Origin of the sequence: Pseudoalteromonas sp. T1lg76 (genome assembly GCF_002964725.1) — a bacterium.
GTDB lineage: Bacteria > Pseudomonadota > Gammaproteobacteria > Enterobacterales > Alteromonadaceae > Pseudoalteromonas.
In genome coordinates, this window is record NZ_PQCE01000049.1 from 1 (window position 1) to 249 (window position 249).

The 249-nt window shown below is 50.6% G+C and carries 1 rRNA gene; it reads right to left on the reverse strand.

The features are described from left to right. A 16S ribosomal RNA gene (locus C2M35_RS14725) occupies nucleotides 1-239 on the reverse strand; the annotation flags it as partial. Nucleotides 240-249 lie beyond the last annotated feature (10 nt).

Below are 249 nucleotides of genomic sequence, written 5' to 3' on the forward strand. Positions count from 1 at the left end.
CTAATCCCACTTGGGCCAATCTAAAGGCGAGAGCCGAAGCCCCCTTTGGTCCGTAGACATTATGCGGTATTAGCCGTCGTTTCCAACGGTTGTCCCCCACCTCAAGGCATGTTCCCAAGCATTACTCACCCGTCCGCCGCTCGTCATCTTCTAGCAAGCTAGAAATGTTACCGCTCGACTTGCATGTGTTAGGCCTGCCGCCAGCGTTCAATCTGAGCCATGATCAAACTCTTCAATTAAAAGTTTTTT